This window comes from Wolbachia endosymbiont of Mansonella ozzardi, from assembly GCF_020278625.1.
GTDB lineage: Bacteria > Pseudomonadota > Alphaproteobacteria > Rickettsiales > Anaplasmataceae > Wolbachia.
In genome coordinates this window covers 1-7027 of the sequence record NZ_JADAKK010000057.1, presented here as the reverse complement: position 1 = coordinate 7027, position 7027 = coordinate 1, and the positions used below count along the sequence as shown (strand labels likewise).

Below are 7027 nucleotides of genomic sequence, written 5' to 3'. Positions count from 1 at the left end.
CAAGGGTGACGGTGAAGATTGTCAAGTAGTTTTTTTTCGTTTTCTATTGGGTAGCCTTTCTCTACTGTTGTCTTGTATCTTGCCAAAAGCATATAATGTTTTTAGCTTAGGCAAGTGGAGAAGGGAAGAACTCTTTAAGCTCTCTTTTTGCCCGCAATTGGCAGGTTTGAGTGAATTTGTGATGTATTTTATTTACCTTTCCGGTGACAAAAGTTCTATAGACAGCCATGCCAAAGCTCTAAAGTTATGAGTGGTTCTCAGGTGTCAATGAAGAGTGATGCGATGATGTTAACTATTTATTCTTGTCCCACCTGTAAGTAAACATGTAACTAGCTCGTAACTCCTTGCCGTCTTTCAGACTGAGGGTATATAAGCCTGTGTCAACAGCTTTATTACATACAATGTTTATAGTACTGACTCAACTTCTGCAATTGGGTATTCAGCTAAAAAATCTTTAAAGTAATCAACGTGCTAAGCACTGGTTGTTCTTGGACTAGGGGATAAAGTTGATAGCAATACTGCATCATCAGTGTAGTTTGCGTTAACCTGATAAGCATCGCCAGTTTTTAACGAATCATTCCAACGATTAAACAACGCTTCGATATCCTGATCACTAGCTTTGACACAACTCCGGCCTCTGGTAAAAACTTGGACTACAACCACTAAGGCCAGGATAGCAAGTAAAAAACTTAATATTGAGATAACTCCTTTTTTACACGCCCTGTTCCACATACTACCCTACGAAAATTAAAAACGCTATTCTATAATACAAAAGTTAATTAGCTAAAAAAGCTAAGTTACTGCCTTATTAACAGGAAAATAGAAAAGATTAGACATACTGTCTATTCTCTAGGGCAAATTTCAAGGCATAGTAATTTTTTCTCTTTCTGTACCTGAGACTCTTCTTAATTCTTCACGCATTATTCTAGAATCCATTTGCTTTCTATCAGATTGACCTATTACTTCAGAACACATCGGTTTTCTAGACCTAAAAAAAGATCCTTGCTCTATAGCCCCACTAACTGGTAACCCTCCTAGTAAGCAATTCTTTCCTATTTTTTCATTACAGTTTTTTAGTTGCTCTAGCAAATCTTGACTGTTTATTTCTACCCTTATGAGATTTGTATCTTGCGTATCAAGGTATTATCTCACTTCTAGTTCTCCCAAACTAGTAGGAAAAGTTAATGCTACGTCACTGCCATTTGTAAGATCTGTGTAATTCCTTATGCCGTTTTCTATTGTAATTTCTACCTCACTTTTACCGATCTTGATTATATCTCTTCCATATCCCATTTCTCCCTGGGTTGACCCTAAATTCCTTGCTCCATCTGTAATCTCTGCAACGTTTATTACGCTGTCTCTAAAATACTCTGGAATAAGAAGTAACATTGTCCATTTTTGCATTACATAATCTACCACTTGCTGCACTTTTAACAATTTTCAGAAACTTCCGAGTACAATTAATATAGTTTACATAAGCCCTAACCATATTAATTTTTGGTACTTAAGCTCAGGTTCCAATGTATCAATGATTTTCCAGCTGTCTCCATTATAAAATACTACTTCTTTCGATATCAACTTACATATTATATTACTAACAGTTTTGGGATCCTTCTCTAATATGTTGATTCTTTTTATTACACGATCTGCAAAGTTGTACGTACCTTGCATGTTGCTCCATATGAATGAATAGGAAAATTAAACCTCATTTCAGAACTCATAGCTTCATCTACAATTCTTTCTAGTTGACTCATATTTTGAGCGTCAGATATTCTATCTAAAAACTTATTTAGCTTTATCTGTTGATTTAGTATACTCCATAAGGTAGATTTTACGAAATACTTTTCCCCAGCACTATGAAAAGACCCATCACAACCTAAAAGTGAGTTCCCTTCTTTGCTCGGATCAATTGCTCCTGACAATAAAAGTAAATCTACTGCTTTCTTATTAATAGCCCTAGTGCAGTTAAGTACTTTTGACCCACCTCCTCCGTCTTGAACACTGAAAATCATTTTTAGATCTTGACTATCCCTGTGTTTATCCAAAAGCTTTTTCAGACTTTCAGTAAGTTAATGAAGCTAACAGTGTAATCTGAACAATCTTTATCTTGACTCCAGACACAATGCTCATATGCATTAAAGCATGCACCAAGTATACAATATAATTCTTTACCTAATTTCTTTTGATTATCAGTTAAAAAGTATTCTTCGATATAATAGTGATGACTATCAATTGCGATTTCCAGTGGAGTCTTTCCTTGTCTATCACGTATACCAGGATCAGCTTTTTTCTCCAGAAGCAAATTACATAGTCAGTATGACCAATACTAGCAGCATAGTACAATGGTGTTCTTACTTCATCATCTTATATATTAGGACTAGCTTTTCCTTTTAGGAGAGAAGCTATATTAACAAGCATATTAGTATAGTGTAGGGGCGTCTCTCCTCCATCATCCTGTAATTATGATCAGCTCCCGCTTCTAAGAGCAAATCTATAGCACTATTATATTTTGCAGTTATTTCACCTATAGACGATACTTTGTGCAATACTATTAACCCAGACTCTCTTCATTTTAAGGTTAGAAACAGTTTTGAGGTTTTCATTATTCTTATTATTTTGTAAGAATTCTATAAGTTTTTCAATATAATACTCATAATTTCTGCCTTCCCTTGGACCGTAATAACATGGATCTAAACCTTTAAGAGTGCTTAACAATTCTTTATTTAACCTCCTCTGACTTTCTGTTAAATTAGATGTGTAAGCAAAACATGTACACACTATATCCCAAACAACAATTTACTATCCATTAAAAAACGAGCGTCATGTGATAACAAAAGACGTTTTTTTATAAACTCATACTCCTCGTCTAATAGTTTATCTATTTCTAACCAATCTTGCCCAGTGCTTAATTTCTCTCCTAGCTTACGTTCACTTGCTTACTACAGACTCTCAAACATATTTCCATGTTGACGTAGTGACACCCATGCCACCTCCTAACCTAGATAGATAACATATTGTATACAATATACAGCATGAGTAAAGCTTAAATTTGTATGTAGAATATATTTTTATACTAGCATCAAAGCTTGTTGCTTTTTTCAAAGCCAGCACCTACCTTTTTTAGAAAAATGGTAGAGGGTCATAGAAAGAAAGCAGAAGATTTTAAATAAATAATTAGATATAAAAAACAATGTTTATAGCTATTAAAACAGGCTATTATAGTGAATTTATGCTATACTAGGATCAATATAGTGGGCAATGACAGACTTGAACTGCCGACCTCCTCGGTGTAAACGAGATGCTCTACCAGCTGAGCTAATTGCCCCTTTAGTGTAATTCTATAACTCAATATTATTATTGTAAACAAGAAGTAGAATCATATGCTGTCTAATTTATCATTGACCATTTGCTTAACTAAGTGTTAATATTACAGTTACTTCGATTAAAGTATAGAAAATGCAAAACAACATAGTACCAATTTCAATAGTGAAGGAGCTGGAAGATTCTTATCTTTCTTATGCAATGAGCGTGATCATAAGCCGGGCTATACCTGACGTGCGGGATGGGTTTAAACCAGTCCATAGACGCATATTATATGCAATGTCAAAGGCAGGGTATGATGCTGGTAAGCCATATAAAAAGGCAGCTCGTATAGTTGGGGATGTAATGGGGAAATATCACCCACATGGTGATATGGCTATTTATGACTCTTTGGTCAGGATGGCTCAAAATTTCTCTCTTCTTTTACCACTTATTGATGGGCAAGGTAACTTTGGTTCAATAGATGGAGATCCTCCAGCTTCGATGCGATATACAGAAGCAAGGCTCCACAAAGTGTCGCATTTTTTATTGAATGATATCGATGAAGATACAGTTGACTTTAGGCCAAACTACGATGAAAATGAAACAGAGCCTGTTGTACTACCTGCGGAGTTTCCGAATCTATTGGTAAACGGTACAAGTGGTGTTGCAGTCGGTATGGCAACCAACGTTCCTTCTCATAATCTTGGAGAAGTAATTGATGCTTGTATATTATACATAGATAACCCCGAAGTAACTTTAGATGAACTGCTTAAAGTGATGCCTGGCCCAGATTTTCCAACTGGCGGAACAATTCTTGGTAGATCTGGAATAAGGTCAGCGTTTGCCACAGGTCGAGGCTCAATTGTTGTACAAGGAAAAACTCACATAGAAGATCTGACGCAAGGTAGGCAAGCAATAGTTATTGATGAAATACCTTACCAGGTAAATAAAGTAAAATTAATTGAGAAAATAGGTGAGCTCGTAAAAGAGAAAAAAATTGATGGCATAACTGAAATCCGTGATGAGTCCGATAAGTCCGGCATTAGGGTAGTGATTGATCTTAGGAAAAATACTGCAGCAGATTTCTTACTGAATCAAATACTGGGACTTACTCCTCTAAGAAGTAGCTTTAGTGTTAACACTTTGGTTCTGAGTAAAAACAGACCTGCTTTGATGTCATTGAAAGAAATCATAGCTGCTTTTGTTGACTTTAGAAAAGAAGTGCTAATCAGGAGAACAGAGTTTCGTCTAAGAAAAACGAGGGAAAAAGCTCATATATACGTAGGTCTCTATATTGCAGTTTTGAGCATAGATGAAGTGATAAAAATCATCCGTGGTGCGAAAGATTCTGAAGAAGCAAACAAAGAGCTTTTAAATAAAGGGTGGAAGGCTTCAGCTGAAATAAACACGATTATTAGCTTGATTTCAGACAGTGAGAGCTTTTTAAAAAACGGAGTGTACAGATTAACTGAGCTGCAGACTAAGGCTATTCTTGACATGAAATTGCAACGCTTAACAGGTCTTGAAAAAGGCAAATTAAGGGCTGAGCTAAATTCAATGATCATCCTGATAAAAGAATATATCGCTTTTCTTGGCTCAGAGGAAAAATTGATGAAAGAAATAAAGAATAATTTACAAGAGATAAAAAACAGATTTGCCGTACCGCGAAAGACTTCAATAGAAGAGTCAGGTCTAGACATTGAAGCTGAGGATCTCATTCCACAAGAGGATATGGTGATAACCGTAACTATGAATGGTTACATTAAGCGCGTGAAGCTTTCTCACTATAGAACTCAGCGTCGTGGTGGAAAAGGAAAGCTGGGACAGGGATTAAAGGAGGAAGATGTAACCACGAGATTGTTTGTTGGAAATACCCACACTAGCCTTTTATTCTTTTCCAACAATGGCAGAGTTTATAGGTTAAAGGTTTATAAATTACCTCTTGCAGAGCCAACAGCACGTGGAAGAGCGCTTGTTAATATATTTCCTCTCGCTGAAGGTGAAACTATAACCAACATTATGCCACTTCCAAGTGAGAATGATGAAAATCAGAATATAGTCTTTGCTACTGCTCATGGAAACATAAGGCGTAACTCCTTAGCAGATTTTCACTATATTCCAAGTAATGGAAAGATAGCAATAAAGCTTGATGAGGGAGATAAATTAATGTCGGTTAAAGTATGCAACGAAATTGATCACGTTTTACTTTCAACAACGCTTGGGAAAAGCATCAGATTTGTTGTAAGTGATGTTCGCCAATTCAAAAGCCGCAATTCAGATGGCGTAAGAGGCATCAAACTTGTAAAGAGCGATAGCGTAATATCCATGACCATACTAAACGGTATAGGTGTTACAACAGAAACAAAAGAACTTTACCTAAAAGTTCCACTTGCAAAAAGACTGGAAGCTGCTACTAATAACGCCATTGATTCTAAGTTAGAAAAGTCTTTGAACGATTTGGGAATAGACAGTGAATTATTCTTAAAACTTGCGGTGAATGAGGAATTTATACTAACCATTACTGAAAATGGCTTTGGTAAAAGAACTTCTGCGTATGAGTACAGGGTAACCAATAGGGGTGGTGTTGGTATCACCAATATTCTTACCACCAGCAGAAACGGCAGTGTTGTTGCTAGTTTTCCAGTTGAGCAGGGTGACAATATAATGCTCATTACAGATAAAGGAAAGTTAATTCGCATTTCAGTTGATGGTATTAGAATCACAGGGCGTAGCACTCAGGGAGTTACCCTATTTAAAACAGAGAATAAAGAAAAGGTGGTGTCAGCGGCAAAAATTGAAGATCCTGGTTCCACTGAAGATAGCACTTCTGAAGAGGTCGGAAACTCCGTCTCCCCAAGCTGTATCAGCGACGGCTAAAAGTGCAAGTTTTTATTGATTAATCCATAGTATTTGAGCTAAAATATATATTTGTAGCTGAGTAGAGATCGATGGACAAAAAATTAAATAAAAATGAAAAATCGTTGGCAGCCAAGGAGGCTAAAGAAGTATCTCCTGTTAAAGACCTCACTAAAAATAAGAGTAGGAGAGATTTTATAACATTAACTACATGTGCTATGGCAGGTATAGGAGCTGCTAGTGGACTTTGGCCACTAGTTAAGTCTATGAGCCCTTCTGCTGAAGTTTTAGCGATGTCTACGGTCGAGGTTAATCTATCTGATATTCAAGAAGGGCAGGGGAAAAAAGTAAGATGGCAAGGTAAACCGGTATTTATTCGCAGACGTATGAAACAAGAGATCGAAGCGGCAAGAGCAGTTGATATAAAAGATTTGCGAGACCCCCAGCCGGATGAGCAAAGAGTATGCAAAGGAAGAGATGAATGGTTAATTATGGTTGGAATATGCACCCATCTTGGGTGTGTGCCGGTTGATCATGCTACAAAGGACGGCAACGGCTGGTTCTGCCCTTGCCATGGCTCATATTATGATACATCAGGTCGAGTAATTGGGGGGCCTGCACCGAGAAATATGGCTATACCTGATTATTTTTTCCCAAGTAAAGGTGTTGTAATAATTGGCAAAAAGGCTTAACCTAGTAGATCTCTTGCATTATGGTAAAGGATTTTTAGGAGCGACACAGATGGGCACCACAGAATACTTAGGGTATCTCATCCGCTAACACGTAGTGGGATGACGGTACCTCCTGTTAGGCTCAAATTATAATGTTCGTATAGCTGCAACCCGATAGATACCTTCTTTCATCCACT

The 7027-nt window shown here is 37.0% G+C and carries 8 protein-coding genes and 1 tRNA gene; 2 read left to right on the top strand and 7 right to left on the bottom strand.

The window, feature by feature from the left end:
- Positions 1 to 471 precede the first annotated feature (471 nt).
- From IHO40_RS05035 to IHO40_RS05005, 7 genes are all read right to left on the bottom strand, one after another.
- Positions 472 to 732 (bottom strand): hypothetical protein, encoded by a 261-nt coding sequence (locus IHO40_RS05035; RefSeq protein ID WP_225537053.1) that lies wholly within the window; start codon positions 730 to 732, stop codon positions 472 to 474.
- A gap of 129 nt (positions 733 to 861) precedes the next feature.
- Positions 862 to 1089 (bottom strand): hypothetical protein, encoded by a 228-nt coding sequence (locus IHO40_RS05030; RefSeq protein ID WP_225537052.1) that lies wholly within the window; start codon positions 1087 to 1089, stop codon positions 862 to 864.
- 54 nt (positions 1090 to 1143) lie between these two features.
- Positions 1144 to 1419 (bottom strand): hypothetical protein, encoded by a 276-nt coding sequence (locus IHO40_RS05025; protein ID WP_225537051.1) that lies wholly within the window; start codon positions 1417 to 1419, stop codon positions 1144 to 1146.
- 218 nt (positions 1420 to 1637) lie between these two features.
- Positions 1638 to 2012 (bottom strand): hypothetical protein, encoded by a 375-nt coding sequence (locus tag IHO40_RS05020; RefSeq protein WP_225537050.1) that lies wholly within the window; start codon positions 2010 to 2012, stop codon positions 1638 to 1640.
- 41 nt (positions 2013 to 2053) lie between these two features.
- Positions 2054 to 2302 (bottom strand): hypothetical protein, encoded by a 249-nt coding sequence (locus tag IHO40_RS05015; RefSeq protein WP_225537049.1) that lies wholly within the window; start codon positions 2300 to 2302, stop codon positions 2054 to 2056.
- A 100-nt stretch (positions 2303 to 2402) separates the two neighbouring features.
- The gene (locus tag IHO40_RS05010) at positions 2403 to 2546 is read right to left on the bottom strand and encodes a hypothetical protein (protein WP_225537048.1); all 144 of its coding nucleotides are present in this window, start codon (positions 2544 to 2546) and stop codon (positions 2403 to 2405) included.
- A gap of 706 nt (positions 2547 to 3252) precedes the next feature.
- Positions 3253 to 3325: transfer RNA gene (locus IHO40_RS05005), tRNA-Val, on the bottom strand.
- Between the two features lie 131 nt (positions 3326 to 3456).
- Between IHO40_RS05005 and gyrA the strand changes: the two genes are divergently transcribed.
- Both gyrA and petA read left to right on the top strand, forming a co-directional pair.
- A complete protein-coding gene (gene gyrA / locus IHO40_RS05000) occupies positions 3457 to 6180 on the top strand; it encodes a DNA gyrase subunit A (RefSeq protein ID WP_225537047.1) in 2724 nt (907 codons plus the stop codon).
- A 71-nt stretch (positions 6181 to 6251) separates the two neighbouring features.
- Positions 6252 to 6851 carry a ubiquinol-cytochrome c reductase iron-sulfur subunit gene (gene petA / locus IHO40_RS04995; RefSeq protein WP_225537046.1) on the top strand — a complete coding sequence of 200 codons (600 nt, stop codon included), beginning with the start codon at positions 6252 to 6254 and terminating at the stop codon, positions 6849 to 6851.
- Positions 6852 to 7027 lie beyond the last annotated feature (176 nt).